Annotated in this window: 36 protein-coding genes; 30 read left to right on the top strand and 6 right to left on the bottom strand. The window is 59.6% G+C overall.

The window, feature by feature from the left end; translation table 11 throughout:
• Positions 1–71 precede the first annotated feature (71 nt).
• From BBG20_RS33120 to recX, 26 genes are all read left to right on the top strand, one after another.
• The gene (locus tag BBG20_RS33120; RefSeq protein ID WP_065899480.1) at positions 72–374 is read left to right on the top strand and encodes an IS3 family transposase; all 303 of its coding nucleotides are present in this window, start codon (positions 72–74) and stop codon (positions 372–374) included.
• A complete protein-coding gene (locus BBG20_RS11780) occupies positions 371–1,207 on the top strand; it encodes an IS3 family transposase (RefSeq protein WP_065899479.1) in 837 nt (278 codons plus the stop codon). Before BBG20_RS33120 ends, BBG20_RS11780 begins: the two co-directional genes overlap by 4 nt.
• Before the next feature lie 280 nt (positions 1,208–1,487).
• Positions 1,488–1,640, top strand: a complete 153-nt coding sequence (locus BBG20_RS32920; RefSeq protein ID WP_158267382.1) for a hypothetical protein — start codon at positions 1,488–1,490, stop codon at positions 1,638–1,640.
• An 80-nt stretch (positions 1,641–1,720) separates the two neighbouring features.
• Positions 1,721–2,464 carry a LexA family transcriptional regulator gene (locus BBG20_RS11770; protein WP_177343939.1) on the top strand — a complete coding sequence of 248 codons (744 nt, stop codon included), beginning with the start codon at positions 1,721–1,723 and terminating at the stop codon, positions 2,462–2,464.
• Between the two features lie 601 nt (positions 2,465–3,065).
• Positions 3,066–3,410: a phage holin family protein gene (locus BBG20_RS11765; RefSeq protein ID WP_065903324.1), complete on the top strand. Its 345-nt coding sequence runs from the start codon at positions 3,066–3,068 to the stop codon at positions 3,408–3,410.
• Between the two features lie 21 nt (positions 3,411–3,431).
• On the top strand, positions 3,432–3,947 hold the full coding sequence (locus BBG20_RS11760) for a hypothetical protein (protein ID WP_065903322.1): 516 nt from the start codon (positions 3,432–3,434) through the stop codon (positions 3,945–3,947).
• 3 nt (positions 3,948–3,950) lie between these two features.
• Positions 3,951–4,562: a phage baseplate assembly protein V gene (locus BBG20_RS11755; protein WP_065903319.1), complete on the top strand. Its 612-nt coding sequence runs from the start codon at positions 3,951–3,953 to the stop codon at positions 4,560–4,562.
• A 9-nt stretch (positions 4,563–4,571) separates the two neighbouring features.
• The gene (locus BBG20_RS11750; protein ID WP_065903317.1) at positions 4,572–4,904 is read left to right on the top strand and encodes a phage baseplate protein; all 333 of its coding nucleotides are present in this window, start codon (positions 4,572–4,574) and stop codon (positions 4,902–4,904) included.
• Complete coding sequence (locus BBG20_RS11745; protein ID WP_065903315.1) at positions 4,901–5,896, top strand: baseplate J/gp47 family protein; 996 nt, start codon at positions 4,901–4,903, stop codon at positions 5,894–5,896. Before BBG20_RS11750 ends, BBG20_RS11745 begins: the two co-directional genes overlap by 4 nt.
• Positions 5,893–6,522: a phage tail protein I gene (locus BBG20_RS11740; RefSeq protein ID WP_065903313.1), complete on the top strand. Its 630-nt coding sequence runs from the start codon at positions 5,893–5,895 to the stop codon at positions 6,520–6,522. The genes BBG20_RS11745 and BBG20_RS11740 overlap by 4 nt, the downstream gene beginning before the upstream one ends.
• Entirely contained in the window at positions 6,523–7,968 is a 1,446-nt protein-coding gene (locus tag BBG20_RS11735; RefSeq protein ID WP_065903310.1) for a phage tail-collar fiber domain-containing protein, read from the top strand.
• 9 nt (positions 7,969–7,977) lie between these two features.
• A complete protein-coding gene (locus tag BBG20_RS11730; RefSeq protein ID WP_065903308.1) occupies positions 7,978–8,409 on the top strand; it encodes a phage tail assembly chaperone in 432 nt (143 codons plus the stop codon).
• A gap of 84 nt (positions 8,410–8,493) precedes the next feature.
• The gene (locus BBG20_RS11725) at positions 8,494–8,694 is read left to right on the top strand and encodes a hypothetical protein (RefSeq protein WP_065903307.1); all 201 of its coding nucleotides are present in this window, start codon (positions 8,494–8,496) and stop codon (positions 8,692–8,694) included.
• 2 nt (positions 8,695–8,696) lie between these two features.
• Positions 8,697–9,863, top strand: coding sequence for a phage tail sheath protein (locus BBG20_RS11720; RefSeq protein ID WP_065903306.1), 1,167 nt, complete (start codon positions 8,697–8,699; stop codon positions 9,861–9,863).
• Positions 9,863–10,369, top strand: coding sequence for a phage major tail tube protein (locus tag BBG20_RS11715; RefSeq protein ID WP_065903305.1), 507 nt, complete (start codon positions 9,863–9,865; stop codon positions 10,367–10,369). Before BBG20_RS11720 ends, BBG20_RS11715 begins: the two co-directional genes overlap by 1 nt.
• 182 nt (positions 10,370–10,551) lie before the next feature.
• Entirely contained in the window at positions 10,552–11,124 is a 573-nt protein-coding gene (locus BBG20_RS11710; protein ID WP_065903304.1) for a phage tail assembly protein, read from the top strand.
• Positions 11,121–11,246 carry a hypothetical protein gene (locus BBG20_RS33315; protein WP_034102430.1) on the top strand — a complete coding sequence of 42 codons (126 nt, stop codon included), beginning with the start codon at positions 11,121–11,123 and terminating at the stop codon, positions 11,244–11,246. The genes BBG20_RS11710 and BBG20_RS33315 overlap by 4 nt, the downstream gene beginning before the upstream one ends.
• Positions 11,247–11,252: 6 nt before the next feature.
• Complete coding sequence (locus tag BBG20_RS11705; protein ID WP_065903301.1) at positions 11,253–12,404, top strand: hypothetical protein; 1,152 nt, start codon at positions 11,253–11,255, stop codon at positions 12,402–12,404.
• Positions 12,404–12,787: a phage tail protein gene (locus tag BBG20_RS11700; protein ID WP_065903298.1), complete on the top strand. Its 384-nt coding sequence runs from the start codon at positions 12,404–12,406 to the stop codon at positions 12,785–12,787. Before BBG20_RS11705 ends, BBG20_RS11700 begins: the two co-directional genes overlap by 1 nt.
• Positions 12,780–12,992, top strand: a complete 213-nt coding sequence (locus BBG20_RS11695) for a tail protein X (RefSeq protein WP_065903295.1) — start codon at positions 12,780–12,782, stop codon at positions 12,990–12,992. The genes BBG20_RS11700 and BBG20_RS11695 overlap by 8 nt, the downstream gene beginning before the upstream one ends.
• A gap of 9 nt (positions 12,993–13,001) precedes the next feature.
• Positions 13,002–14,012, top strand: coding sequence for a contractile injection system protein, VgrG/Pvc8 family (locus BBG20_RS11690; protein ID WP_065903292.1), 1,011 nt, complete (start codon positions 13,002–13,004; stop codon positions 14,010–14,012).
• A gap of 21 nt (positions 14,013–14,033) precedes the next feature.
• Positions 14,034–14,591 carry a glycoside hydrolase family 19 protein gene (locus tag BBG20_RS11685; protein WP_065903347.1) on the top strand — a complete coding sequence of 186 codons (558 nt, stop codon included), beginning with the start codon at positions 14,034–14,036 and terminating at the stop codon, positions 14,589–14,591.
• Complete coding sequence (locus tag BBG20_RS31745; RefSeq protein ID WP_083221364.1) at positions 14,579–15,049, top strand: lysis system i-spanin subunit Rz; 471 nt, start codon at positions 14,579–14,581, stop codon at positions 15,047–15,049. The genes BBG20_RS11685 and BBG20_RS31745 overlap by 13 nt, the downstream gene beginning before the upstream one ends.
• A gap of 81 nt (positions 15,050–15,130) precedes the next feature.
• Positions 15,131–15,631 carry a CinA family protein gene (locus BBG20_RS11670; protein WP_065903282.1) on the top strand — a complete coding sequence of 167 codons (501 nt, stop codon included), beginning with the start codon at positions 15,131–15,133 and terminating at the stop codon, positions 15,629–15,631.
• Positions 15,632–15,714: 83 nt separating this feature from the next.
• The gene (gene recA, locus BBG20_RS11665; RefSeq protein ID WP_010170065.1) at positions 15,715–16,773 is read left to right on the top strand and encodes a recombinase RecA; all 1,059 of its coding nucleotides are present in this window, start codon (positions 15,715–15,717) and stop codon (positions 16,771–16,773) included.
• Between the two features lie 8 nt (positions 16,774–16,781).
• Positions 16,782–17,249 (top strand): recombination regulator RecX, encoded by a 468-nt coding sequence (gene recX / locus BBG20_RS11660; RefSeq protein ID WP_065903279.1) that lies wholly within the window; start codon positions 16,782–16,784, stop codon positions 17,247–17,249.
• Positions 17,250–17,575: 326 nt separating this feature from the next.
• Here the strand turns inward: recX and BBG20_RS11655 are convergent, their stop codons facing one another.
• Both BBG20_RS11655 and BBG20_RS11650 read right to left on the bottom strand, forming a co-directional pair.
• Positions 17,576–18,688 carry an LOG family protein gene (locus tag BBG20_RS11655; RefSeq protein WP_065903276.1) on the bottom strand — a complete coding sequence of 371 codons (1,113 nt, stop codon included), beginning with the start codon at positions 18,686–18,688 and terminating at the stop codon, positions 17,576–17,578.
• 376 nt (positions 18,689–19,064) lie between these two features.
• Positions 19,065–19,505, bottom strand: coding sequence for a PA3611 family quorum-sensing-regulated virulence factor (locus BBG20_RS11650; protein WP_065903274.1), 441 nt, complete (start codon positions 19,503–19,505; stop codon positions 19,065–19,067).
• Positions 19,506–19,683: 178 nt separating this feature from the next.
• Here BBG20_RS11650 and BBG20_RS11645 point away from each other — a divergent pair, with 178 nt between their 5' ends.
• From BBG20_RS11645 to BBG20_RS11635, 3 genes are all read left to right on the top strand, one after another.
• Positions 19,684–20,403, top strand: a complete 720-nt coding sequence (locus BBG20_RS11645; RefSeq protein ID WP_065903271.1) for a tRNA-uridine aminocarboxypropyltransferase — start codon at positions 19,684–19,686, stop codon at positions 20,401–20,403.
• A 252-nt stretch (positions 20,404–20,655) separates the two neighbouring features.
• On the top strand, positions 20,656–21,306 hold the full coding sequence (gene erdR / locus BBG20_RS11640) for a response regulator transcription factor ErdR (protein WP_065903269.1): 651 nt from the start codon (positions 20,656–20,658) through the stop codon (positions 21,304–21,306).
• 75 nt (positions 21,307–21,381) lie between these two features.
• Positions 21,382–21,744, top strand: a complete 363-nt coding sequence (locus tag BBG20_RS11635; protein WP_017137081.1) for a diacylglycerol kinase — start codon at positions 21,382–21,384, stop codon at positions 21,742–21,744.
• Positions 21,745–21,747: 3 nt separating this feature from the next.
• On the opposite strand, the gene BBG20_RS11630 is transcribed toward BBG20_RS11635, so the two are convergent.
• Entirely contained in the window at positions 21,748–22,674 is a 927-nt protein-coding gene (locus BBG20_RS11630) for a LysR family transcriptional regulator (RefSeq protein ID WP_010212678.1), read from the bottom strand.
• 124 nt (positions 22,675–22,798) lie between these two features.
• Here BBG20_RS11630 and fpr point away from each other — a divergent pair, with 124 nt between their 5' ends.
• Positions 22,799–23,578: a ferredoxin-NADP reductase gene (gene fpr, locus BBG20_RS11625; protein WP_003189055.1), complete on the top strand. Its 780-nt coding sequence runs from the start codon at positions 22,799–22,801 to the stop codon at positions 23,576–23,578.
• Between the two features lie 81 nt (positions 23,579–23,659).
• Here fpr and tsaA read toward each other — a convergent pair whose 3' ends face one another.
• From tsaA to BBG20_RS11610, 3 genes are all read right to left on the bottom strand, one after another.
• A complete protein-coding gene (gene tsaA / locus BBG20_RS11620) occupies positions 23,660–24,355 on the bottom strand; it encodes a tRNA (N6-threonylcarbamoyladenosine(37)-N6)-methyltransferase TrmO (protein ID WP_065903267.1) in 696 nt (231 codons plus the stop codon).
• A 57-nt stretch (positions 24,356–24,412) separates the two neighbouring features.
• Entirely contained in the window at positions 24,413–24,874 is a 462-nt protein-coding gene (locus tag BBG20_RS11615; RefSeq protein WP_043048901.1) for a YehS family protein, read from the bottom strand.
• A 68-nt stretch (positions 24,875–24,942) separates the two neighbouring features.
• The gene (locus BBG20_RS11610; protein WP_065903263.1) at positions 24,943–25,653 is read right to left on the bottom strand and encodes an rRNA pseudouridine synthase; all 711 of its coding nucleotides are present in this window, start codon (positions 25,651–25,653) and stop codon (positions 24,943–24,945) included.
• Positions 25,654–25,835: the final 182 nt, after the last annotated feature.

Genomic DNA, 25,835 nt, shown 5'->3' with positions numbered 1-25,835 from the left:
TGAACTGGCCTAATGATTTTGGACACCTCAATCGGGCGCTATGATGGCGTCCAAATCTGAGGTGTTTGGATATGCGTAAATCTTATTCATGTGAGTTCAAACTCAAGGCTGCCAGCATGGTGCTGGACGAGGGGCAGTCGGTTCCCGAGGTCTGTGCCAGCTTGGATATTGGCCCTACGGCCTTGCGCCGCTGGGTCGATCAAGTTCGCAAGGAACGCTTGGGCTCGACTCCGGTGGGAGCCAAGGCGATTACCGCGGATCAGCGAGAGATCCAGGAACTTAAAGCCTTGCTCAGGCAAAGAGACCGGGATATCGAAATCCTAAAAAAGGCCAGTGCTCTCCTGCTTTTGGACGCCAAAGATCACTCTCGTTGATCTGTGAGCTGGGCGAGCAGTACGGCGTTAACGATTGCTGTCGTGTGTTCGGAATAAACCGCAGTAGCTTTTACGCATGGCGTCAGCGCCAAGGCAAGGTGAGCCCTAAGCGAGAGAAACTCAAGGCTATGCTGGTCAAGCACCACAGGGCGTCGAGAGAGTCTGCGGGCGCTCGTACCTTGGCTAAACAGCTGCAAGCCGGCGGGCATGATGTCGGGCGGTTCATGGCTCGCAGCTTGATGCGAGAAGCAGGCATTGTCAGCCGTCAACGCCGGCGCCATAAGTACAAGTCACCTGGCGTGGAGGCTTTGGTGGCACCGCATGTGCTCAAACGCAAGTTTGATGTTGCGACGGTCAATCAGGTGTGGTGTGGGGACGTGACGTACATCAAAGTCGGCAAGCGTTGGCTGTATTTTGCGGCGGTTCTGGACTTGTTCGCTCGCCGGATTGTGGGCTGGTCGTTTTCGATGATCTCTGATGCCACGCTGACCTGCGAAGCCCTGCGCATGGCGATTGAACTGCGCGGTCGCCCAAAAGACGTACTGTTTCACTCCGACCAAGGTTGCCAGTACACCAGCCATAAATTCAGAAATGAACTGCTGGAACATGGACTCCGACAAAGCATGAGCCGTAAAGGCGAATGCTGGGATAACGCTCCGATGGAGCGTTTCTTTGGAAGTTTGAAATCAGAGTGGGTGCCAGAAGCAGGCTACGGGTCGGAACATGAGGCCCGAGCGGATGTGCAGCGCTATGTATCGCGCTACAACATCACCAGGCCGCATAGCTACAACGACTATCGGTCACCAGTCGCCAGGGAGAAGCTGGTGGCGTGAAACCTTAATCGGTGTCCAAGATTACTTGACCAGTTCACAAGAGCTCCCATTCATCTCTGCGTTACAGGCGGCACGCATCTCAGAATTACTGATGTTTTCGCAGCTGGAACCGCTTTGTTTGGCGTTGCAGTAGGCTCGCTTGTCAGGATTACTGATAGCGGCGCACGGGCTACCGCTCATCTCTGCGTTGCATTGCGCCCGTAACTCACTATTGCTGATGCTGTAGCAGCTGGAGCCACTTTGCTGGGCGTTGCAGTACGCTCGTTGGTCAGAGTCACTGATGCTGGTGCAACTTGCCGCAAAGGTGTACCCACTGAACATCAACAAAATGGCAAGCACGAGTTTCATTACTTTCTTCCTTGGCTCGCCAGGAATCAGCCTGGCGCTGTTTGAGCACATTGCATCAAGTACCGTGGTACTCATGTCAAATTGACATTATTTTTCCCGGAATTTCAGCTGATGTGCATGGAATATGCAAATTAGCATTTGCCAACCCTAAAAACTCCCGTCACTATCCGCGTTATGCAAAAACGCAACGTTTCTATCGTCTTAAGAGAACTGCTGGATCGCGACCGGATCTCCCCTACGGAGCTTCACCGGCGTACCGGCGTGCCTCAATCCACACTGTCCCGGATCCTCAGCGGCAAGATCGTTGATCCGTCGGATAAACACATCTCCCGCATCGCCGAGTACTTTCGCGTGAGTACCGACCAATTGCGCGGGCGCGCGGCGGTGGGCGCTTTGCGCGAGGACGGGCGCGACCCGATGCATTCGGAACTCAAGGACATAAGCCTGTGGGACGACGACACCCCCGTGAATGACGACGAGGTGTCGATCCCCTTTCTGCGCGAGGTTGAATTGGCTGCTGGATCAGGAAGATTCGTCATCGAGGAAAGCGAAAAGGCCAGTCTGCGTTTTGGAAAACGCAGTCTGCGACACAACGGTGTGCAGTTCGACCAGGCCAAGTGTGTGACCGTGCGCGGCAACAGTATGCTGCCGGTACTGCGTGATGGCGCCACGGTGGGGGTGAATGCGGGCAAGAGTGGCATTGGTGACATCGTCGATGGTGACTTGTATGCCATCAATCACAATGGCCAACTGCGGGTGAAACAGCTCTACCGCCTGCCTTCCGGGATTCGTCTGCGCAGTTTTAATCGCGATGAACACCCGGATGAAGACTACAGCTTCCAGGATATCCAGGATGAGCAGATCAGCATCCTCGGTCATGTGTTCTGGTGGGGCATGTACGCCCGTTAAGCTTCTTGCGTAAGACAAAGCCCGCTCATTAGCGGGTTTTTTTTCGCCTGCAGAAAATCGGCAAACCCTGGCGCTGCAAGGCCTGAAATGCACCTGTGCATTTGATGGCTGAAAATAAATGCACTTGTGCATTGACTGTATATGCATACATGCATATTCTCCATCTCAAGCCAGCCAACAAGGCCTGGTGGAGGCGGCAAGGATGCTGCCAAGGAAGACAAGGAAGGCACGCAACATCGGCAAGGACGCCATCAGAGCGATGGCAGGGAGGCCAGGCAACACCGGCAAGGATGCCGACGCTCTTTAGTCGTATAGCTTCAACAAAAAAGGCAGCGATGAACCGGCCTGATAACGGTTCAGAGGGTTGGCAACTGACCCGGGTGTGCAGCGTAAAGCACCAGAAGCAGTTATCCGGCAGACAGGGATCGTGGTCGGAAAAACATTGAGGAAAGATCCGTACCGCGCCAGTAGCGCCGAAAGATCGATGTTGGACCGCATTACTGAAAAGCCTGGGCAACCGGGCTTTTTGGAATGCCTACCCATAAATGGATTTACCCAAGAGCCGGCCCTGCGCCGGTAGTGCTCAGCCAGGAGGCGTGACATGACAAACGAGCAGCAAGCGTTAGCGGAAATGCCTATCTGGCTGGTGATCGTACTGGCCCTGATCGGCGGGGTGTCCGGTGAAATGTGGCGCGCCGACAAGGAGGGCGCGCGCGGTTGGTCACTGGTACGGCGCCTGGCCTTGCGGTCCGGTGCATGCATGGTCTGCGGAGTCTCGGCACTGATGCTGTGCTACGCCGCCGGCATGTCGATCTGGACTGCCGGCGCCATTGGTTGCCTGACCGCCATGGCCGGCGCGGATGTCGCCATTGGCCTTTATGAACGCTGGGCGGCCAAGCGCATCGGGGTCAACGAGACCCCGACCTCGCGCCCGGACCAGCAGTAACCGCTGCAAGGATGCAACCACATGAGCCTTATCGAAAAACCTTCCCAGTTGCCCGTGGCGATTGGAGCGGCGCTGAAGAGCGCCTTCCCACACTTGCCTGTAGGCAATTATCAGGACTTTACCGGCGTCGCGGATAAAACCGGCGTGCTGATCAGCGTCGAGCGCAACGGACCCGCCGTTCGCTCCCTTGAAGGGCGCAAGGCGCATGCCTTGTCGGTCTCACTCAGGGCCACGGTCGCCAGCGGGGCGGCAGCCTTTGAAGCCTGCGACCTGGCCAGCCAATTGATGGACCTGGCCCTGGATAACCGCTGGGGCCTGCCGCCCGACCAGTGTGACCTGCCGACGGCTATCGTCGCGGCGCCTTTCGGATTGACCGGGACCGAAACGGACTACGACACCTGGATCGTTTCCTTCACCCAAACCCTCTATCTCGGCCCGTTACTGCTCGAGGATCCCACAGGCAAACCGCTGTTTGCCCGCACCTGGGAAGTTTCGGACATCGACGATCCAGATCAATATCGACCCCTGCAGGAGTAGCCCATGTTCGATGCATTGCTACGCATGCAACTGGGGCCGATCGTTGAACGCCTGGCGGAAATGGAAGCCCAGCTGGAAGACCTGTATCGACGCGCAGAAAGCTTCTGCCGGATTGGCGTGTGCCAGGAGGTTGATGCCGCCAGTGGTACCTGCAAGGTCAGCCACGGGGACCTACTCAGCCCGGCGATCCAGTTTTTCAACCCGAGCGCTGGGGCGCAAACCGAAACCCGCATCCCTTCAGTGGGCGAGCAGTGCCTGCTGCTCAACTACGGCGGCGGGGAAGGGGGGACGCAGTCTGTGGCTTTGTTCGGCCTCAACAGTGGTCTGTTTCCGCCCGTGTCCGCTGTGGCGTCGCTGACACGTCGTCGTTATCAGGACGGCACCCAAAGCGACTATGACGACGCCAGCCACATTTTCAATTGGGTCAACGGCCCCACCACATTCAGCGGCTCCCGCGAGCAGGTCGACCTCAAGGTCGGCGCCGCGAGCCTGAGCATGAATGCCCAGAGCATCACTCTGCAGCTCGGCGCCACCGGCTTATTGCTGGATGCCGCCGGTGTGCATTTGAGCGGCCCGGTGGTGGATCACCAGGGTCGCGTGATCAGCAGCGCATAAGGATTTGCCATGATCGGAATCGACAGGAACACCGGGGCAGCCGTGGATGACTGGCTGCAATTTGTACAGCGCGCCACCCGAGCGCTGACCACCCCCGTGGGGACACGCCAGAAGCGCCCGTTGTACGGCTCGATGGTCCCACAACTGCTCGGCCAGAACCTCGGCGATGACCTCTTGCTCCTCGCCCAAAGCCATGCCGCCCAAGCCTTTTTCAACCCTCAGAACGGCATCGCCGACTTCCAACCCCAGGTCATCGTCGCCACTCGCCAGGGCGCCGGCCTGCTGCTGCGTTTTGCCGGCAGCTGGAAAAACCGCCAACAAACTTTTGAGGTCGTGACATGAGCATGTTGATCCCAGGCCAGAACCAACTGGCGGAACCGGCGATTATCACGGTCGACGCGTTCGAGCCGTTGCTCGCCGAGTTCAAGGCGTTTGTCGTCGACTATGTCGCCACCCGAGCGCCGCAAAGCGCGGCCAAGCTCAAGGTCAGCCTCGACAATGAAAGCGAACTGTTGACCCTGGCCCTGGAAGCGTTTTGCGTGCGCTTGCAAACCCACGAACGCAAGTACAACGCCCGCATCAAGCAGATGCTGGCGTGGTGGGCGACCGGCAGTAACCTGGATGCACGCCTGGCGGACATGGGCCTTGAGCGCCAGGTGCTCGATCCAGGCGATCCCGCCGCGTTCCCGCCCGTGCCGCCGACGCTGGAAAGCGATGATGATGCCCGCCTGCGCTATTACCTGGCGCCCCATGCACCGGCAGCAGGCTCGCGCATGCAGTATCGCCGTGAGGTGTTCACCCTCGGCGAGCGGCCGGCGGTGAAGGTGCAAAGCGCCACCCCTGGCGTGGTGACCGTCAGCTACACCTTTGAACCGGACGGTTACGCGGCCCAGGTCAAGGACGGAAACGCACGACGCACCGCGCCCGGTGAAGTGATGGTCACTGTGCTGTCCAGGGAGGGTGATGGCAGTGCTTCTGCCGATTTGCTTGACGGTGTGCGTCGACATTTCGCACGGCCCGATGTACGACCGGAAACTGACCTCGTCACAGTCCAAGGTGCACAGATTCAACACTACAAGATTCGCGTGGTGGCCAAGATCAATGCCGGTCCGGATTCGGGCCTGACCCAAGTGGCTGCACAACAGCTGCTGCAAACCTATGCCGACTCCTGCCATCGCCTGGAAGGGCGCGTCGACCCAAGCTGGATCGACTACGCCATCCACAGTGCCGGCGCCGCGCAGCTGCAAATCCTCGAACCGCTGCAGCCGATCATCAGCACGGCATTCCAGGCCCCGTACTGCACGGGCGTCGAGGTGGAGGTGCGCACGCTATGACTGAACCCAAAGCGAGCTTGTTGCCCGCCAACAGCTCACCGCTTGAGAAAGCTCTGGACCTGGGGTTCGGCTATTTGCTGGAGCGGGTCACGCCGCCTTTCCCACAGTTGATGGACCCGGATCACACGCCTTCGGCGTTCTTGCCCTACCTGGCAGCGGACCGCGCGGTGAACGAATGGAGCACCACGGCCCCCGAGGCGGAGAAGCGCCTGACCGTCAAACTTGCCTGGCCCACCGCGCGACAGGCCGGTACCCGCCAGGCCCTGGAAAATGCGGCCAAGGGCTTGCAACTGAGCCCCGAAGTGCGCGCCTGGTACGAACAGAAACCACCGGGTGTGCCCTACAGCTTTGCCGTACGCGCCTGGACCGATTTGCCCTACAGCGAAACCATCGATGCCCGACTCGACCGCCGCTTGGCCGATGCCAAAAGCGAGCGCGACATTCTGTCGATCTCGGTGGGCCTGAGTGCTTTCGGTCGCCATGTCATTGGCGCCGCCACGCTGTGCGGCGAACTCACCACGATCTACCCAAGCGTGCTGGCTGGCGTCGAGGCCGCGGGCCGCGCGTTTATGGTGGCCGGTCTGTACAGCGTCGAAACCACTACCCTTTATCCACAGGAGCACTAAATGGCTGACTATTACACCCTGCTCACGAATGCGGGGATCGCCTACGAAACCGCCTGCAAGGCGGCTGGCGTGCCGATCAAACTGGCGCAGATTTCCGTCGGCGACGGCAACGGCGCCGTCTACAACCCCGATGCCAGCGCAAAAGCGCTGAAACGCGAAGTCTGGCGCGGGCCGCTGAATGCGCTGTTCCAGGACGAGAAAAACGCCAACTGGCTGATGGCCGAAGTCACCATTCCATCGGATGTCGGCGGCTGGTATGTGCGCGAAGCCGGGCTGTGGACGGACACCGGAATCTTGTATGCCATCGTCAAGTATCCAGAGTCGTATAAGCCGGTGTTGGCGACGTCGGGCTCGGGGAAAGAGTTTTATATTCGCTCGATCTTCGAGACGAGTAATGCGGCGATCGTGACGTTGTTGATTGATGACACGGTGGTGAAGGCGACTCGGGCTTGGGTGATGGATTATCTGAAGCAGGGGACGTATTCCAAGGCTGAGATTGAGGCGATGATTGCTCAGTCCTCGGCGCTGCCGGTGGGGTCCATGGTTGCGTTTCCGGTTGACAAGGTTCCGGTGGGATTCCTGGAAATTGATGGCAGCGTGAAGAGTGCCTCGGCTTATCCCGATTTGGCGAAGTTCCTGGGCGCGGCGTTCAATAAGGGGGATGAAGGGGCGGGGAATTTCCGGCTGCCGGAGTCGCGTGGGGAGTTTTTGCGGGGTTGGGATCATGGCCGTGGGATAGATCCAGGTCGTGGTATCGGTAGCTGGAGTGCGGACGCGCTCCAAGGCCATAGCCATGAGCTGCGTGGGAGGACGGGCGTAATCAGTGAATCGTCAAATGGGCCATTCGTATCAAACAAAGCAGGCGATACGATTCTTGCTCCTACAGTGTCTGCTCCAATTAATGATGGTGTGAACGGGGAGCCCCGTGTTGCTAGCGAAACCCGTCCCCGAAGCATTGCTGTGATGTGGTGCATCAAGGCATGGAACGCATCAATCAATCAGGGAAACATCGATATTGCAGCGCTAGCACTGTTGGCAACGCAAGCCACCGAAAACAATCAAGGCACGGCCAAGATCGCAACGCAGCCGATGACGGACGCTGGGCTCGATGACGCCACTATCGTAACGCCGAAGAAACTGCGCTTCGGCTTTCAATTCATTAAGGGGGTCAATGGAGCGATTATTTTCCCAACCTGGCTAGGAGGATGGATTATTCAATGGGGATCCACCCCCGATATCCCTAACGCTACAGCGGCTACATTTAATTACACCGTACCTTTCCCTACGGCCGCGATCTGCCCAGGGGCTTTTCGTCGCGCCCAAGGTAACAACTCGGCCACCGTATCGACAACGCTAAGTCAGATCACTATCAACAATCGCCCGCACTACACGCCGGACACTTCGGGAACACCAAATCCTTACTATTTCTTTTGCTTCGGTTACTGAGGGGGCGTTATGCGTAAATACCTAGCTTTGAATGACGCTCGAGAAGTGATTGCGCACTTGATTGAGGGCGTGCATGAAATTCCATCAGACGCCGTCTTGATTGATGCGGAGCGCTGGTATGAGGTCACACAGAACATTGGCTATACATGGCACTTTAGCGATGACAGGGTGCTATCCAAACATCCCAAAATTGTTCCTCTGGAGGACCCCGCAAGGTTCGAACGTGAGAGGCGCGATACTGAGTTGGCCGCTGTCATATGGTTGCGCGAGCGCCACCGTGACCAGAAGGAAATCGGCTTTGGTACAGCGTTGTCCGATGCACAGTTCGAAGAGCTGTTGTTGTACATCCAAGCCCTGCGCGACTGGCCACAATCGCCGAATTTCCCGGATATTGAGCATCGGCCCCTAGCCCCGGCCTGGATCGCCAACCAAACTGAATAACGCCCCGCACCGCGGGGCGTTTTCATCCCCTCTCTGAATACCTGCCGCGCTGAGCGGTTTTTTTTCGCCTGGAGATTACCCCACATGGCAAACCGCCAAACCTACACCGTCCTCATCCCTTTCCCCACCGGCGCCGGCCATTGGTCCACCGCCGGCGAGCAACTGGAACTGCTGGACGTCGAAGCATCTGCCCTGCGCACCGCCGGCCGCCTGGAACTCTCCAGCGTCCTTGCTACGCAGCAAACCATCCCGGCCAAAAAGGCCACCACCAAGAAGGCTGACTAATCATGGCTGAGGTTTTGAACTTCGAGCACAACGGCATCACCGTCAATGCCACTGAATCCCCCGAGGCCATGGGTGGCCTTGGCGACAACGTGATCGGCCTGGTCGGCACTGCGCCGAATGCGCATGCGTCGATCCCCAAGAACGCGCCGTTGCGCATCAACAGCTTCACCACCCAGGCGCTGCTGGACCCCACCGGTGCTGAGTCGGGCACGCTGTTTCACGCCGTCTACCAGATCCTCAAAGTGGTGAAGGTACCGGTGTACGTGGTGATCGTGGAGGAGGGCGCGACACCGGCCGACACCCTCAACAACGTGATTGGCGGTGACGAGCCGATCACCGGTCGCAAGTTGGGCCTGGCGGCACTGGCGAATGTGCCGGAAGACCTGACCATCATCGGTGCCCCGGGCTTCACCGGCACCAAGGCCGTGGCCGGCGAGTTTGCCGCGTTCGGCAAGCGCATCAAGGCCCGCGTGGTGCTGGATGGCAAGGACGCAGCAGTGGCTGACCAGGTGACCTACAGCGGCGAACTGGGCGGTGCCGACCTCGGTTTCGACCGTTGCCTGCTGGTGCACAACATGCCGTCGGTGTACTCCAAGGCGGCGAAGAAAAACGTGTTCCTCGCCCCCTCGTCCCTGGCTATCGCCGCGTTGGCGAAGGTCAAGCAGTGGGAAAGCCCGGGCAATCAGGTGACGTTCGCCGAGGACGTGTCCCGCGTGGTCGAGTACAACATCCTCGACACCTCCACCGAGGGCGACCTGCTCAACCGCTACGGCGTGAGCTACTACGCGCGCACCATCCTTGGCGGCTTCTCGCTGCTGGGCAACCGCTCGATCACCGGCAAGTTCATCAGCTATGTGGGCCTTGAAGATGCGATCAGCCGCAAGCTGGTCAAGGCCGGCCAGAAAGCCATGGCCAAGAACCTCACCAAGTCCTTCATGGACCAGGAAGTCAAGCGCATCAACGACTGGCTGCAAACCCTGGTCGCCGACGAAACCATCCCCGGCGGCAGCGTGTACCTGCACCCGGAATTGAACAGTGTCGAGAAGTACAAGAACGGCACCTGGTACATCGTCATCGACTACGGCCGCTACGCGCCGAACGAACACATGATTTATCAACTCAATGCCCGCGATGAAATCATCGAGCAGTTCCTGGAGGACGTTCTCTAATGTTTACCAATCGAGTCAGACAGGCCATTGCGGCCACCCTTCAAGGCCTGCCGTTGTCCGCGACGGTGGAGGAGTTCTCCCCGCCGAAGATCGAGTTCGAAATGGAGCCCATGTCCGGCGGGCGCTTCATCGCCGAAGAAATGGCCAAGAGCGGCAAAGTGCTCGGCGCAACCCTGGTGCTGCAAGGCGCCGGCCCGGAAGTCATGTTGGCGCTGGGCGTGCGCCTGGGTGATGACATCCTGCTGAACGTGCGCGAAGCCGGCCAGGACCAGGACGGCAAGACCTATTTCACTTACCACACAGTCGGCGGCAAGCTGAAATCCCTGACCGAGGCCAAGCTGAAAATGGGCGAAAAGGTCACCACCACCCTGGAGCTGTCCTGCCGTACTTACAACCGCTTGGAAAACGGTATTTCGGTGATCGACATCGACGTGCGCACCCAGAAGTTCGTACTCAACGGCGTCGACATCCTCGGCGACGCGCGCCGCGCTGTATTGATGCCGTAAGGGCTACCGTGACCTGAAGTGGACACAGCCAATGTGGGCGCCGGGCTTGCCCGCGATGCAGGCGACTCGGTGTGCCTGGTGCACCGAGCTGTTGCCATCGCAGGCAAGCCAGCTCCCCCATTGACCGCGCGCAGCTTTAGATTTGCGCTGCTTTCAACATCGCTTAAACAAGGAATTGTCCCATGGCCTGGATGCCACCGCTGCATGTCCTGCTGTCCCCGATCACCGCCGATACCGGCGCGACGATCCAGCAGGTTCAACTCAAACCGCTGTACTACGCCGCGCAAAAAGACGCGCTGGCCCGGGCCGGTGACGACGAGGATGACCAGTTCTTCGAACTGGCGAAACTCGCCACCGGCCTGTCGGAAAAAGAGCTCGACCAACTCAAGCGACCGGACTACGTGACCATCGCCCAATACGTACACGAGATGTCGACTCGTCCGGCGTCATTCTTCCTTGGCGAACAAACGGAATCGACCCACGACCAGCCCGTCCAGCTGTTGCTGCCCCTCGACGCAGCGGGCCGCACCCTGACTGAACTGGTCCTGGAAATGCCCGCCCTGCGCGCCACCAAGGTGATGAAGAAACTCGCCACCAACAAGGAGCGCGCCGAATTCATCACCGCGCATTGCAGCGGCTTGATGATCCCCGATCTCGCCTGCCTGACCGTGCCCGACTGGACCGAATTGCAGGAGCGCATCGACCATTTTTTAAATCAACCGGCGGCCTTCTTTCGCAACGCGACATCGAAGTGATCCTCGATGTGGTGCCGCTGGTTTACTCGGTAAATGAAGCGGAGATCCTCGATTGGGATGCCGCAAAAGCATTGCGCCGCTACGACATCGCGATGACTCGCCTTGGCGTTAAACAGGAGTAGAGCGGGATGCAAGAGACTAAATATGGGCTCAGGCTAGCCCAGGAGGACTTTCGCTGGATGTTCGGCGAGGCCGATCTAGGCAATGTGCTGGCACCGTTTTCCACAAGTGCTGCGGCACCTGTAAGCCTGGAGGCGGCCTCGCAGCTGCCGTTCGAACTGCGCTCCGCGTTGGTCACCCTCAGCGTGGACATCAACGCCTTGATCCAGGAGCAAGTGCGACTGCGCGAGACGCTGAAGACGCTTAACAGCACCTTGTCCATCAATGGCGACTCTCTGGTGCCCAAAGCGGCTGATGTTGCCACGAGCGCATTGAAAGATAAGCCCGAGAAGCCCGCTGATGGTCCTTTTGCGAGCGCGGCCAAGGCGGTTGGAGGCGAGTTATGGGACGCGTTGAAAAGCAAAGCTGCTGAAAAAACGATTGATTTGACCTTTGACCTAATCACTAAGGGCGCCAAAAGTATCAAAAATCGGGGTTGGCGTGGTTCAGGCCTAACGAACCCGTTCGGAAAAAAACGCCAGGCCTTGGTTGCTTCGCCACCAGGCATTCAACCGGGTGCGACCACGCAAAGCTTTCAATCCTTTGCCGGGGCAAGCGTTGCAGCACCAACGTTATCTCGGCTAAACCTGTCTTCGGGTGCCCTGAACGATGCCTTTGCCACGCTCGGGTCTACCGGCATTCGACGGCTGGCGCCATTGAGAACCGCCGAAGCCACCCTGGACGTGATTCAGGGCGTACGCAACGGCGACGCCAAAGCCATCGGCACCGGCCTGAGTACGGCCGGCGGTGCCTGGGCGGGCGCTTCTGCCGGCGCGGCAATTGGCACTCTGGTCTTCCCCGGCGCAGGCACCGTGGTCGGCGGGGCCCTGGGTGGCTTATTGGGCAGTGAGGCAGGCGCCTGGCTGGGTGAAAAACTGTTCGGTTCGAGTGACCGCCTGCCGCCGCCGAACGCGGTCGGCAAAGAGCTCAACAGCGCTCGCGCCGACAACGTTCAAGTTTCGATTGCCCCGAGTATCCAGATCACCGGTGTCAACCCGGCAGACGCCCAGCAAGTGGCCAATCAAGTGATCCAGGCCCTGCAATTTCAATGCGTGCCAATGCTCACCGACTCGCTGGGGATCCGGCGCAACGCGGCACTGACCGACCCAGGAGGTGATTGATGCGACAGCAAATGGTACTGGGCGACTTTATCTTTGGCCTTTCCCGAGGGTTTGCCTACTCCACGTTGTCCCGTGGCAGCGACGGCGGCTGGAGCGACCTGGCGATTATCGCCAGCAAGCCGCAGTCGCGGCAAAGCGGACAGAAGCTGGAAAAACTCACGTTTACCGGCGCCGCCATGTACGGCATAGGCATGCAGCGACTGGATGAACTGCGCGCGCTGCAAAACAAGCGGGCGCCTTTGCCTCTGGTGGATGGGATCGGCCGAAACTGGGGCCTGTGGCGTATCAATTCGGTGCAGGAAAACCAGAGCAATGTGATTGATGACGGCACCGCCATGGTCATGACTTGGATCCTTGAACTGGAGGAGTTCGTCAATGCGTAGAGTGCGAAGTATCGCCGGTGATTCGGTCAATCTGCTGCTCTACCGTGAGTTGGGGCGTTGCGACGATGTGGCTGAAGAAACCCTGTGGCGCTTGAACCCGGATCTTGCCGAGTACGGCCCGGTGCTACCGGCGGGCGTGTGGGTAATCGTGCCGGAGATGCAATCACGGCCGGCTGCGTTGCGGCCTGTCCTGGCGTGGGATTGAGGAGGTTTTATGGCTCAGGGATTTACGCCGATCGTGGAGTTTTACGGCGCCAATGCGGCATTGCTTAATCAACGGATCATGAGCTGGAGTCACACCGACGCGGCGGGTATCGAGTCTGACCGGCTGGAGCTGACGCTCAATATCGAAGACCTTGAAGGTCTGCCGAGCTTGAGCGGCAAGATCGGCATGCGCGTCGGTTACTCAGAGTCGGGACTGGTAGAGAAGGGCGAGTTCGTGATTACCCAACGTACCCCCGTCCTGTTTCCCATGCGCCTGATGATCGTCGCGACGGCCGCACCTTTCAGCGTGGGCGACCCGCGCGGCTACCGTCAGCGGCGCTCCGCCAGTTACGGGCCTACGACCCTGGGGGCACTGTTTCGGCAATTGGTCGGCCGGCATGGTTTTTCGCCGCGTGTGGCGCCGTCGCTGGAGGGGATTGCGATTGCTCATATCGACCAATCCAATGAAAGCGACATGGCGTTTATCACGCGACTGGCCAGTCGCTACCACGCGGTGACGAAGCCGTTCAACGAGTTGTATGTGCTGGCCGAAGCGGGGCAAGCCAAATCGGTGTCCCTTAAACAATTGCCGGAGGTGAAGTTGTCCGTGACCCAGGATAACCGTCCCGGTGACCAGGCCTTCATAACCGCCACGCTCAACGATAAAACCCGCTCCAAATACATGGGCAGCCGTGTCACCTGGTGGGATGTTGCCGGTGGCAAACAGCACGTGGTCGAGGTCGGGGTCGCGCCTTTCAAGACCCTGCGCCAGCGTTGCCAGAACGAAGAGGAAGCGCGTGCGGTCGCTGAAGGTGAACTGCGTCGCGTCGGGCGAGAGGGGCTGGAGATGGTGATTGATTGCCCTGGTAACCCGTTGGTGGCTGCCGAAGGGCTGCTGCGCCTGGATGAAACCTGGCCGGCGTATATGCAAGGCCAGTGGTCGATAACCAAGGTGATCAATGCGGGGGACCCGGTAAAGGGCTATCGCAGCACGATCACGGCCGGTGGTTTGTCTACATAAGGACCTTTGAAGGTGAACGTGGTGGTGATAACTCAGCCCCAATTGATCCAAATCATGCCTGGAGCCCGCCGTGTAGCGGGCATTTTTTTAGCGGCTTTCAATGCCGCCTTTATCCGGTATCAGATCAGCAGCGTGCAGCGCGCTGCCGCCTTTCTCGCCCAGATCGGCCACGAGTCCGGCGAATTGCACTACGTGCGCGAACTGGGCAGTGACGCGTATTTGAGCAAGTACGATACCGGGGCATTGGCTGTGCGCCTGGGCAACACGCCCGAAGCGGATGGTGACGGCCAACAGTACCGGGGGCGGGGGCTGATCCAGATCACCGGGCGTCGTAACTACCTGGCCTGTAGCCAGGCACTGTTCGGCGATGATCGTCTGTTGCGGGAGCCGACATTGTTGGAGCAGCCGCAATGGGCGGTCGAATCGGCCGCCTGGTTCTGGCAGAGCAACGGCCTGAACGAGCTGGCGGATCACGACCAGTTCACCACCATCACACGGCGTATCAACGGTGGGCTCAATGGGCTGGAGGACCGTTTGCGCCTGTGGGCGCGCGCCAAGGCGGTGTTATGCGTGTCTTAGGCGTGTGCCGCCTGATCGGTATCTGCCTGCTGGTGGCTGTTGTCTGGCAGGTGCAGGCATGGCGGTACGGGGGGCAGATTGAACGCTTGTCGGCACTGCAGGCACAGGCAATCTTGCAGCAACAACAGGCTGAACAGGACAAACGGCTGGCCCTGGAGCAACAGCTCAGTGCCAGTGACCAACAACATGCCCGGGAATTGAGCGATGCCCAACGTCATCAGGCAGCTCTGCGTGATCGCCTGGCCACTGCTGATGTGCGGTTGTCAGTCCTTCTCGACGCCTCCAGTGGCTGTCCAGTGCCAGCCACCGCCACCGCCGGCGGCGTGGTTCATGCAGCCGCGCGAGCCCGACTTGACCCGGCGCATGCTCAGCGAATTATCGGCATCACCGACGACGGTGATAACGCCCTGATTGCCTTGCGCGCCTGCCAGGCGTATGTGCGCGCCGTCGCCCGCTAATCTCTTGATCCAGTCTGTCGCTTGCATGCGCGATTTGCTCCTGTAGGGTAGGCAAACCCCCACCCACTTCTGGAGACGACCGTGAAGGAAATCACTCAACTTGCCGCTGAACTGGGTCGCCGCTTGCAGGTACTCAATGCGCACGTCACCACGGCCGAATCCTGCACCGGTGGCGGTATCGCCGAGGCGATCACGCGGATTCCCGGGAGTTCGGCGTGGTTCGAGGCAGGGTATGTCACCTATTCCAACCGTCAGAAAACACGACAGTTGAATGTGCCCGAGGCGTTGTTTCCCAAGGTCGGTGCGGTCAGCCAGGAAGTGGTCGAAGCGATGGTGCGCGGCGCCCAGGAAAAAAGCCTGGCGCGGTTCGCCGTGGCGGTGAGTGGAGTGGCCGGGCCGGATGGTGGTTCGCCGGACAAACCGGTGGGCACGGTGTGGCTCGCGTTTGGCGTGGGTGACGAGGTTACGGCCGAGCTTGCGCACTTCCCTGGCAGTCGCGACGAAGTCCGCCGACAGACGGTAAAGGCCGCCCTTGAAGGCTTGATGCGACGAGCTGCAGCAGAAATAGACAATCAGGGGTAGGCGATCTCTGATCTTTGTGGAACAATACTGTCTACTTATACAGGTGTTGGCCGTCAGGCCTTATTGATTACGTGAGGACTTTAATGGACGACAACAAGAAGAAAGCCTTGGCTGCGGCCCTGGGTCAGATCGAACGTCAATTCGGCAAGGGTGCCGTAATGCGTATGGGCGATCACGACCGTCAGGCGATCCCGGCTATTTCCACTGGCTCTCTGGGTCTGGACATCGCGCTCGGCATTGGCGGCCTGCCAAAAGGCCGTATCGTTGAAATCTACGGTCCTGAATCTTCCGGTAAAACCACCCTGACCCTGTCGGTGATTGCCCAGGCGCAAAAAATGGGCGCGACCTGCGCGTTCGTCGACGCCGAGCACGCCCTGGATCCTGAATACGCCGGCAAGCTGGGCGTCAACGTTGACGACCTGCTGGTTTCCCAGCCGGACACCGGTGAGCAAGCCCTGGAAATCACCGACATGCTGGTGCGCTCCAACGCCATCGACGTGATCGTGGTCGACTCCGTGGCTGCCCTGGTGCCGAAGGCCGAGATCGAAGGCGAAATGGGCGACATGCACGTGGGCCTGCAAGCCCGCCTGATGTCCCAGGCGCTGCGTAAAATCACCGGTAACATCAAGAACGCCAACTGCCTGGTGATCTTCATCAACCAGATCCGTATGAAGATTGGCGTGATGTTCGGCAGCCCGGAAACCACCACCGGTGGTAACGCGTTGAAGTTCTACGCTTCGGTCCGTCTGGACATCCGTCGTACTGGCGCGGTGAAAGAAGGTGACGAGGTGGTGGGTAGCGAAACCCGCGTTAAAGTCGTGAAGAACAAAGTGGCCCCGCCTTTCCGTCAGGCCGAGTTCCAGATTCTCTACGGCAAGGGTATCTACCTGAACGGCGAGATGATCGACCTGGGCGTGCTGCACGGCTTCGTCGAGAAGTCCGGTGCCTGGTATGCCTATAACGGCAGCAAGATCGGCCAAGGCAAGGCCAACTCGGCCAAGTTCCTGGCGGACAACCCGGATATCGCCGCCACGCTTGAGAAGCAGATTCGCGACAAGCTGCTGACTGCAGCGCCAGACGTGAAAGCTGCCGCCAACCGTGAGCCGGTTGAAGAAGTAGAAGAAGTCGACACCGACATCTGAAGCAAACGATGACAGTTGTACTGGATACACTCGTCGCCGTTCGGCGCACTGCGATGGACCTGCTCGCTCGCCGCGAGCATGGTCGAGTCGAGCTGACGCGTAAGCTGCGTCAGCGCGGTGCGGAGCCTGAGATGATCGAAACCGCCCTCGACCGATTGACGGAAGAGGGGCTGCTTTCCGAGTCCCGTTACCTTGAAAGCTTTGTGTCCTACCGAGCCCGCTCGGGCTACGGCCCTGCGCGCATTCGTGAGGAACTGAGCCAGCGAGGCCTGCAACGCGCGGATATTGACCTGGCCCTGCGAGAGTGCGGGATCAGTTGGCAGTCGCAACTGGAGGACACTTGGCGTCGCAAGTTCTCGGGCCATCTTCCCATCGATGCCAAAGAGCGCGCGAAGCAAGGGCGCTTCCTCAGTTATCGCGGGTTTTCGATGGATATGATCAGCCGCTTGCTCAGCGGTAAGGCCATGGACGACTGACACCTTGATGCCTCGCCTGCTCTGATACTCCGTCTCCCGTGGCAAACGAGTTTCTGTAGCAAACCGGCCTCTGTGGTACACCGACGTCTATGGCAAACGGGCGTCTGTGGCAAATGGGCGTCTGTGGCAAATGGGCGTCTATGGCAAGCGGCCGTCTATGGCAAAAGGGCGCCTATGGCAAAAGGGCTTCTGTGGCGAGCGGGCTTGCCCCGCGTTGGGTTGCGAAGCAGCCCCAATCCCCTCCACCCGCCCAAAATGATCCCCAAATGATCCCCACAAAAGGCCCACTATGAAAATAGTGAGCCTTTTGTCGTTCCTTCAAAAATTCAAGCCGGCTCCGGCGCCAACCGCTGCTGCGCCTTCCCCTGAGCCTGTGCCCAGTTCTCCGGCAAGTTGATGTAATCCACCAATTCTCGCAAGCGGCCCTGATCGCGGCCATTGAAGTTGAACACCAGCCGCGTCAGATGGCTGAACCTTGGCTCGTCATGCTCCTCGCCTGTGTAGGCAAGTTGCTGGAACTCCCCACTCAATCGCAGGCTGGCAAACTCGCTTTGCAAATGGGCCAACGCTCGATCACTGAGCGGGTGATTCATGCGCACCACAAACTCGCGTTTCAGCCAGCGTGTGGAGTGGAAGTTGGCATAAAACTGATTGATCTCTTCCACCGCCTCTTCGGCGCTGTAGACCAGCCGCACCAGCTTGAGGTCAGTCGGCAGGATATAGCGATTGGCTTCCAGCTGGCTGCGGATGAAGTCCAGGGCGCCCAGCCAAAAGCCGCCTCCGGGTGCATCCAGCAATACCACGGGCACCAGCGGGCTCTTACCGGTCTGGATCAGGGTCAGTACTTCCAGGGCTTCATCCAGGGTACCGAAACCGCCCGGGCACAACACCAACGCATCGGCTTCCTTGACGAAGAACAGCTTGCGGGTAAAGAAGAAGTGGAACGACAGCAGGTTCTCGGTGCCATCGATAGTCGGGTTGGCATGCTGTTCAAACGGCAGGGTGATATTGAAGCCCAAGCTGTGTTCCAGGCCGGCACCTTCATGAGCTGCCGCCATGATGCCGCCGCCGCCGCCCGTAATCACCATCAGGTCCGAGCGTGCCAGGGCCGCGCCCACTTCCCGGGCCAGCGCGTACAGCGGGCTTTCCACCGGGGTACGGGCCGAGCCAAACACCGTGACTTTGCGCCGGCCCTTGAACTGTTCCAGTACACGGAAGGCATGGTCCAGCTCGCGGATGGCTTGCAAGGTTATCTTGGCGTTCCAACGGTTGCGGTCATCCTGGGCCATGCGCAGCACGGTCAGGATCATGTCGCGATACAGGGGAATGTTCGGGCTGTTGGGAGCGACCAGTTGGAGTTGTGCTTCGACCTGTTGTGTAAGGTCGGTCCCGTTTTCTTCAAAATGACGGAGCAGGCGGTCATTCGGTTCGTAAGGCATTCAACTTCTCCTTCTTCACAGAGACCGGGCCATCGGCGAGAGATTCGTCCGGGGGCCACGACACTGCATGTGTCGCTGCATACCCAATGCATTGCACGTGTTCGCCAGGCAGCAAACGGGCTCTGTATGTTCCTTGTGATTTAAAAACCTTTGCACTGCAAGTCGCAGGAGGGCAACCCTCTTTTGCCCTGAAAATGTTACAGAACGGCGTGGAAACCGTTGTGGACGGGCGGTTGGGATAGCTTGATCATGGGCCGAAAAACCCTTGGCTGGCAACCGCTTATTGGTCACTCATCAGCAAGTTTAGCCGTGTAAAGGGAGTTGACGCGGGGGAGTGCACGCCACCGAAAAGCAGCGCGCTGGGGGCAGGCAAGGGTTACTTTTTCTTCTTGGCGGCAGCCGGTGCCGGGCAGTCCGCTTCCACGAACTTCACCGATGCCACAGGACGGTTGGTCTTGTTCTCGGTGATTTCGTAGCGCATTACCGCACCCTTGGCCATCAGCTCGCGGTAGCCTTTGTTCAGGCACACGCTCTGGCCCAGTTGGAAATACACCGCCTTGGGGTTGGCACGCATCTGTTCGGCGCGGTCGGGCAACACGCTCAAGTGATCGATCAACTGCATGCCTTCAACGGTGTAGGCCACTTCCAGGGTTTTTTCGTCGATTTCCCGGGGCAGGTCCTTGTTGCTCTCGGCCGCGACGCTTTGCAGCTTCCGGTTCATTTGGGCCTCCAGCAGCGAGGCTGCCTGGGCGCCCACGGGCAATACCAGCGCAAGGGCGATGGAAGGGGCGGCAAGACGCAGCATGGAACGCAGCATGAAACTCTCCTGATTCGGTTACTGGTGCATAGACCAGCCACTGCGCTGTGCGTTCAGTGGCGCGCAATTATAGGTGAGCCGTTGCCACTACAGCCAGGCGTATCGCTGGTAAACTGCCGCCACTTCAGTCTTCCACGAGTTTTTCCGTGTTGATCTACCCCTCTTTACGGCCCACCCAATGAGCCACGCCGTTTCCCGCCTGCGTACCCAGCGCCTGGCGCGGGCCGTCAGGCCGTTTCTGAATCGTGGCTCGCGGGCCGAACGCTGCCCCGGCTGCCGCGTGATCCCCAAGTATTGCTTGTGCGCCTGGCGACCCAAGGTCGCGGCCAGGTCGGCGATGTGCCTGTTGATGCATGATGTCGAGCCGATGAAGCCCAGCAACACCGGCTGGCTGATTGCCGATGTGATCGACGACACCACGGCGTTTGCCTGGTCGCGCACTGAAGTCGACCCGGATTTGCTCACCTTGCTGGCTGACCCGCAGTGGCAACCCTATATCGTGTTCCCCGGCGAATTTGTCGCGCCCGAGCGCGTCGTCAGCGCTGTGGCGGTGGAGGAGGGCAAGCGCCCGTTGTTCATCCTGCTGGATGGCACGTGGAGCGAAGCGCGCAAGATGTTCCGCAAAAGCCCGTACCTGGAGCATTTGCCGGTATTGAGCCTGGCGCCCGAGCAGCTCTCGCGCTACAAACTGCGTCGCTCCAAGCGCGATGACCATTTCTGCACCGCCGAAGTCGCGGCCTTGTGCCTTGAGTTGGCCGACGATGGCGCCGCCAGCGAAGTGCTGGACGCCTACCTCGACGTCTTCAGCAGCCATTACCTGGCTGCCAAGTTCCAGCTGCCCCTGGACCCGACCGACATCGTCCATACTCGTCTGGCACCTTATATACCTGCGGTATAACCAGACGACGTTTGCATGATGGCACCGTAAACCCGCGCCCCGCTAAAATGCCCGCGGGCGTAGTGCTTGACCCCCCAGGCTGCGCTGGGCATGCTGGGCGCCGATTGGGGTGCAACCGTGAATTTTCGACGTCGTTCCAAGTGCTTTTGACGTTGAACGTACCCTGTGGCGTCGGCTGCCTGGCTGTCGCCTTGTGTCTTGGTGAACCCTGAACCCATCAGGGCTGCCATAAAAAACAGGATCATTTAATCAATGGCCACATACGAAATCCTGATAGCCGATGACCACCCGCTGTTTCGCAGTGCGCTGCATCAAGCCGTCACCCTGGGCCTGGGCCCTGACGTACGCTTGGTCGAAGTGGCCAGCATTGCCGAACTGGAAGCCCGCCTCACCGAAAAATCCGACTGGGACCTGGTGCTGCTCGACCTGAACATGCCGGGTGCCTACGGTTTCTCCGGGCTGGTGCTGCTGCGCGGGCAATACCCGCAGATTCCCGTGGTGATGGTTTCGGCCCAGGAAGAAGCCGATGTGGTGGTGCGCTCCAAGGAGTTTGGCGCCAGCGGTTTCATTCCCAAGTCCAGCTCGATGGAAGATATCCAGAAAGCAGTACGCACCGTGTTGGATGGCGATGTGTCCTGGCCGCCACAGGCGTTTGAAGAAATCAACGTGTCCGACGAAGCCAAGGCCGCCCGCGATGGCCTGGCCAGCCTCACACCCCAGCAGTTCCGCGTGCTGACCATGGTCTGCGAAGGCTTGTTGAACAAGCAGATTGCCTTCGAGCTGAGCGTGTCCGAAGCGACGATCAAGGCCCATGTGACGGCGATCTTCCGCAAGTTGGGAGTGCGTACACGCACCCAGGCGGCGCTGCTCTTGCAACAACTTGAGTCAATTTCGCAGCACTAAGCTGTCAGCGATTCACGCTTTTTTGACTTGGCGTGATCTAGTTTCCCCACTTCTTTGGTTCAGTTGCCTACGTCTATGTCGCCTTTCAAGGGTCAAACCGGTATCAAACGTATCTTCAATGCAGGGGGTTACTCCCTGGATGGCCTGCGCGCGGCGTTCACTGGCGAGGCGGCCTTCCGTCAGTTGGTGCTGCTCAACGTTATCCTGATCCCGCTGAGCTTTTTCCTGCACGTCAGCCGGGTGGAGCGGGCGTTGCTGATCGCGGTGTGCCTGCTGGCGCTGATCGTCGAATTGCTCAATTCGGCGGTAGAGGCGGCCATCGACCGTATTTCCCTGGACCGCCACCCGTTGTCGAAAAATGCCAAGGACATGGGCAGCGCCGCGCAATTTGTAGCACTGACCATGATCACGCTGGTGTGGGCCGTGATCCTGATCTAACCCTCAGGCAATGCTCGGCAGCACGATCTCGTCGCTGCGCTGAACCCCGGCGGTGAAGGCGCGGCACAGCTCGAGGAATTCGCGCATCGCCGAGGTCTGGTACTTCTGTTTGTGCCAGATGAAGTAGAACTGCCGGGCCAGGTCCAGGTCCGGGGTTTCCACCGGTACCAGGCTGCCACGGCGGAATGCATCGCGCAGCGCCAGGCGAGAGATGCAGCCAATCCCCAATCCCGACTCAACCGCCCGCTTGATCGCCTCGGTATGTTCCAGCTCCAGGCGGATATTCAGCGCGCTGCGGTGATGGCGCATGGCCTGGTCGAACGTCAGGCGCGTACCTGAGCCTTGTTCGCGCAGGATCCAGGCTTCGTGGGTCAGCTCATCCATGCTCGCCACACCGCGCTTGGCCAGGTGATGCTGCGGCGCGCAAAACACCACCAGCTCATCTTCTACCCAGGTTTGTACTTCGATGTCCGGGTGGCTGCAGTCGCCTTCGATTAGACCCAGGTCAATTTCGTAGTGCGCCACCTGGTGCACGATATGTGCAGTGTTCTGCACATGCAGCTTCACCTGGCTCTCGGGGTGCTGTTGCATGAAGCTGCCGATCAGCAACGTGGCCAGGTAATTGCCGATGGTCAGGGTGGCGCCCACCGCCAGCGAGCCGAAGCCGGACTTGCCGTTGAGCAGGTCCTCGATCTCCTTGGCCTGGTCCAGCAGCGCCACCGCCTGGGGTAACAGCTGGTGACCCAAGGCGTTGAGACTCAGGCGCTTACCGGCGCGGTCGAATAATTGGCAGCTGGATTGGCGCTCCAGCTCGGTGATCGAGGTGCTGGCGGCGGATTGCGATAAGGCCAGAAGGCCAGCAGCGCGCGAGACGCTTTCCTGCTGGGCGACGGCGACGAAGACTTGCAGTTGACGGAGAGTAAATCGCATATCGATATAACCGATAACCCTTATCTTAATAATCCAGTTAACAGATATTGTCGCCGCCATTAGAATGCTGTGCAATTGCGCACCTATCATTTGGCGCAGACCCATTTCCAGGAGTCCCCCGTACATGAGCAACATGAACCACGAGCGTGTCCTCAGTGTTCATCACTGGAACGACACTCTGTTCAGCTTCAAGTGCACCCGCGATCCGGGCCTGCGCTTCGAGAACGGTCAGTTCGTGATGATCGGCCTGCAACAGCCCAACGGCCGCCCGCTCATGCGCGCTTACTCGATTGCCAGCCCGAATTGGGAAGAGCATCTGGAGTTCTTCAGCATCAAGGTGCCCGATGGCCCGCTGACTTCCCAATTGCAGCACTTGAAGGAAGGCGACGAGATCATCATCAGCAAAAAACCGACAGGCACCCTGGTGCTTGACGATTTGAAGCCGGGCAAACACCTGTACCTGCTCAGCACCGGTACTGGCCTGGCGCCGTTCATGAGCGTGATCCAGGACCCGGAAACCTACGAGCGTTTCGAAAAAGTGATCCTGTGCCACGGCGTGCGTTACGTCAATGAAGTCGCCTACCGCGAGTTCATCACCGAACACCTGCCGCAGAACGAATTCTTCGGCGAAGCGCTGCGTGACAAGCTGATCTACTACCCGACCGTGACCCGCGAGCCGTTCGAGAACGAAGGCCGCCTGACCGACCTGATGCGCAGCGGCAAGCTGTTCAGCGACATCGGCCTGCCACCGATCAACCCCGAGGACGACCGCGCCATGCTGTGCGGCAGCCCCAGCATGTTGGACGAGACCAGCGAAGTGCTGAACAGCTTCGGCCTGAAGGTTTCGCCACGCATGCGTGAGCCGGGTGACTACTTGATCGAACGTGCCTTCGTCGAGAAGTAATCCGTGTAGGAGCCAGCTCCTACAGTAAAAAGAAAAGCCCGCGTTGCCTGAAGGCAGCGCGGGCTTTTTCATGACTGCGGTTTACTGGGCCGCAACCACTTCCAGCACGCAAATCATCCCGGCCTCGGGATAGTGCCAGCGCACATCCACATCCCAGAACTGCGCGCCATATTCACGCTCCGGCCCCGGGGTTTGATACGCCGGTCGCGGATCCTGGGCCAGGCACTGCTCGATCAGCGCCACCAACGGCTCGTCAAGGCGCTGGGCGTGGCCTTGTGCCTGATGCAACGCGGTCTTCAGCCACTGCACCGTAATCAGCGGCGGCGCGCTTCTGGCGATGTGGTTGGTGGCCGTGTCGACGATGTCGGCATAGGGCACATACGGCTTGATATCCAATACCGGCGTGCCATCGAGCAAATCGAGCCCGGAAATCCACAGTTTGCCCGGCTCGACCCTGTCCAGCTTGACCACCGATTGACCAATGCCGTTGGGCCGATGCGTCGCGCGGGTGGCAAATACGCCCATGGACGTGTTGCCGCCCAGGCGCGGCGGGCGCACCTTGAGGCGCGGCTTGTCTTCCAGTGCCTGGTGAAACAGGAACAACAGCCACACATGGCTGACCTGCTCCAGGCCCTGCACCGCCTCACCCTGGTCGAACGGCGCGACCAATTCCAGCACGCCCCGTGCGGCAGGTGCCAGTTGCGGCTGGCGCGGGATGGCGAACTTCTCCTTGAAACAGGAGCGGACAAAGCCGATGGGCGAGACGCTGTAACTCATTTTTGAAGCCTCAAGTGGCAAGCTGCAAGCTCTTGGCGCTTGAAGCTTGTAGCTGATTTAAGCTCTGACGCGCAGCGTCAGCCCCTTGAGGAAGTTGCGCAGCAACTGGTCGCCGCACGGGCGGTAGTTGGTGTGGCCGAACTTGCGAAACAGCGCGCTCAGCTCCGGCTTGGACACCGGGAACTCGGCGGCCTTGAGGATGGCGTGCATGTCGTCTTCCTTCAGCTCGAAGGCCACGCGCAGCTTCTTGAGGATGATGTTGTTGGTCACCGGGGTCTCGATCGGCTGCGGCGGACGGCTTTCGTCCTTGCCGCGCTTGAAAATCACCAGGCCGTCGAGGAAATGGGCCATGACTTCATCCGGGCAGAACACAAAGCCTTCTTCCTCATCTTTCTTGAGGTAGGTCAGCAGGTCTTCCTTGGTTACGTCCATGCCGCCGAGTTTGATGATCTCGACCATCTTGTTATCGCTGATATCGAGCATGTAGCGCACGCTGCGCAGTACGTCATTGTGAATCATGGTGGGCAATCCTGGTTTTCAACGGTGGACACCGCCGGGTGAGGCGGTATCGAGAAAAGGTGCGCGGCTTAGAACTTCTCTTTGCCGGACATATAACGCCATTGGCCAACCGGCACTTTGCCGATGGACACGCCGCCGATGCGGATGCGGCGGATGGCGACGACTTTCAGGCCAACGGCTTCGCAGAACAGGGCGATCACGCCCGGTTGCGGGTTTTTCATGGCAAAGCGCAGGCGGTTTTCGTTCTGCCAGCTGGCTTTCACGGCAGGCAGCTCTTTGCCTTTGTAAGTCAGGCCGTGGTTCAGGCGGTTGAGGCCGTGCGCAACCATGTCGCCTTCGACCTCGACCACGTATTCCTGCTCGATCTTGGCGGCATCGGCGGTCAACTTGCGCAGGATCTTCCAGTCCTGGGTGAAGACCAGCAGCCCGCTGGCCTTGGCTTGCAGGTCGGCGCTGGCGCTCAGGCGCAGGAAATGGCCCTTGAGCGGGCGTTTGCCGAAGCGATGCTCTTCGGACAAGGTCTCGGCGCTGATCGACGCCAATGCCGTCTCGGCATCCACGCCGGCAGGCGCGTGCAGCAGTATGGTCACCGGCTCCGGCGCAGTGGCCTTGGCTTCGGGGTCCAGCTCGACGTTCTGCGTGGTGACCTTGAACTGCGGCTCGTCGATCACTTCGCCGTCCACCGAGACCCAGCCGCCTTCGATAAACAGCTCAGCCTCCCGACGGGAGCAACCGACCAGTTCGATGAGGCGTTTGGAGAGGCGTATGGGGTCAGTCATGACAAGGGCCGTAACAAAAGGGGGCGGTTATTGTACCTGCCTGGCGCCGGTTAATCCCGGCCCCATTTCAGTGCTGCTGCTTTTTGTCGGAGCTTGCCTGCGATGGCGTCGCCTCGGTACACCCGATACACCGAGTTGTCTGCATCGCAGGCAAGCCAGCTCCCACAGGTGTTCTGCGCTGT

The organism is Pseudomonas aylmerensis (assembly GCF_001702265.1).
GTDB lineage: Bacteria > Pseudomonadota > Gammaproteobacteria > Pseudomonadales > Pseudomonadaceae > Aquipseudomonas > Aquipseudomonas aylmerensis.
This window is presented reverse-complemented; position numbering and strand designations above follow the sequence as displayed.